The sequence below is a fragment of the Microcystis sp. M53603_WE2 genome, from assembly GCF_030065435.1.
This window is the reverse complement of sequence record NZ_JASJFF010000544.1, coordinates 1-2,009: the sequence shown is the minus strand read 5'-3', so window position 1 is coordinate 2,009 and position 2,009 is coordinate 1. Positions and strand designations below refer to the sequence as shown.

4 protein-coding genes are annotated in these 2,009 nt (G+C 36.6%); all 4 read right to left on the bottom strand.

The window, feature by feature from the left end; genetic code table 11:
- Window positions 1–276 precede the first annotated feature (276 nt).
- Complete coding sequence (locus PX481_RS11320) at window positions 277–618, bottom strand: XisI protein (protein WP_002760108.1); 342 nt, start codon at window positions 616–618, stop codon at window positions 277–279.
- Window positions 606–1,025 carry a XisH family protein gene (locus PX481_RS11315; RefSeq protein ID WP_002760109.1) on the bottom strand — a complete coding sequence of 140 codons (420 nt, stop codon included), beginning with the start codon at window positions 1,023–1,025 and terminating at the stop codon, window positions 606–608. The genes PX481_RS11320 and PX481_RS11315 overlap by 13 nt, the downstream gene beginning before the upstream one ends.
- A 108-nt stretch (window positions 1,026–1,133) precedes the next feature.
- Window positions 1,134–1,388: a type II toxin-antitoxin system RelE family toxin gene (locus tag PX481_RS11310; protein ID WP_002760111.1), complete on the bottom strand. Its 255-nt coding sequence runs from the start codon at window positions 1,386–1,388 to the stop codon at window positions 1,134–1,136.
- On the bottom strand, window positions 1,385–1,582 hold the full coding sequence (locus PX481_RS11305) for a RelB antitoxin-like protein (RefSeq protein ID WP_002760112.1): 198 nt from the start codon (window positions 1,580–1,582) through the stop codon (window positions 1,385–1,387). Before PX481_RS11305 ends, PX481_RS11310 begins: the two co-directional genes overlap by 4 nt.
- Window positions 1,583–2,009 lie beyond the last annotated feature (427 nt).

Sequence of the window (2,009 nt, the reverse complement as noted above, 5' to 3'; positions counted from 1 at the left end):
TCATGAAATTGCTGGCACTTACGGTTTAGCGGCGATGGATGCACTTCATGTTGCTGCTGCGCTGCAAATTCAAGCTGATGAACTAATCACCACCGAAAAGCCAACCAAACCAATGCACCGAGTCAGGGAAATTCAGATTGTTTCAATCTAATGTAAGGCTTTGGAGTAATCTAAGAGTAAGGAGACCAGGGACCGATGACGGTTTCTCCTCTTAACCTCAGCTAAAAATGCGATCGCTTTCTCCTATCTACACAGTAAAACAGCGATCGCCCCTGATTAAGCAATAGCAAATTCTGTTAATTCACGACTTGCAGGATCATGAAATGCTAAAACAATATCTTCTTTGGGAATCCCTGCTTCTAATAATTGAGAGGTGATTCCTATTTCTGTCCAATCTTGTTCAATATAAACTCTTTCATTTTTAATACGAATATGAATCTGAATATTGTTGATTTTCTTTTTGTTTATCCAACCAATAGACATCCATAGATAATGATCATGATTTTCATCAAAAATCAAACAGGTTTCTAGTTTTTTTTTGGATGAGCTATTCGCAATTTCGTCTAGCTTTGTTAAGGTATTTTGAATAATTTGGCGATAGTTAGTTAGTTTATCCATTGGACAATCTCCTCTTTTTCGATGTTGACAACTAATAAATCTAATTGGTGTCTTTTAATAACGGCTTGAATAGATTTTCGTTGGAAAAAAGTCTCATAAATTTCATCTTTGATAGCCAGATAGATTTCTTGGTATTCATCTTGTCCTAATTGAATGAGATCACGATAAAAAATATATTGTCCCAAAGCCATTTCAAAGTCTTTCATCATTGAAGGGCCAAGAAAGCTTTTAATTTCAATGATAATTTTACGTTGTCTTTGTTCTTCGGAAATATATTTCTCGATCGCCAGGTCTGGATACAATTCAGCGTCTTCATATTCAATAGGATAAGGATCAGCCGTAATTGTCCAGCCGTCTTTAATTAAGGCATTTTTAACGGCTTCGTGATAGAGGTCTTTTGCTGGCATTTGCCTCCTTCTATTTTGATCACTGGATTTATTATAAGCGATCGCCCTCCTCTTCTCACAGTAAAATAGCGATCGCCTCTTCCAAATTTTTATTAAAAACGCGATCGCCTATCGGTAGATGTCCTTTCGATGTCCAATATCTAAAATAATCACCTTTTTTGCGGAATCATCTATCGCGTAAATAACGCGATAAACTCCAATCCGAATCCGCCAGCCTTCTCGTCCTGTCAGTTTGAGACACCCTGCTGGTCTTGGATTGTCAGCTAATGCTCTAATCCCGTCTCGAACTTTCTGATAACTATCTTGGGGAAGATTAGCTAAAGCCTTAGAAGCTTGTTTTTTAATCGCAATAGTGTAATTCATTGACGACTATTTTCAATTTCGGCGATCGCCTCTTCAAAAGGAATTTCTTCCTCTTCCGAAATAGCTAAATCATAGGCTCTAATAGCATTCAATTCTTCAGAATCTTCTAGGAGTTTTCGATATTCCTCTATATCTAAAAGAATACCGATTTGATTACCCTGTTCATCAGTAATATACTTTTGCTTTAATGGCATTGATAATTACCTTGTTTGTTAATTTTATCCCCTATTATAGCTCAAATTTCTCCTTCATCCTCAACTCAACAGCGATCGCCTTTCTCAAACTTAATAAAACAGCGATCGCTCCACTTAAAGTTAAGATGAGAAACTATACCTCAACTTATCCTAAGAATTAAAGATTAAAAAGTATTTCCTATTCTACAAACTAATGGTATTAATTTAGCTAGAGTTGAGGGTTTGACTTTAGAAAATTGGAATGCTATAATAATGCCTAAATACCAATATTCGGAATAATTAATTATGTCATCTTTATACTTCTTAAGTAGCTGGTTATAATTAAATTAAAAATGGATTTTAGGTTCGATCCCCCCTGCCCCCCTTGATAAGGGGGGTGCCGATCCCCCCTGCCCCCCTTGATAAGGGTAGGGCTGTTTCATTCTCC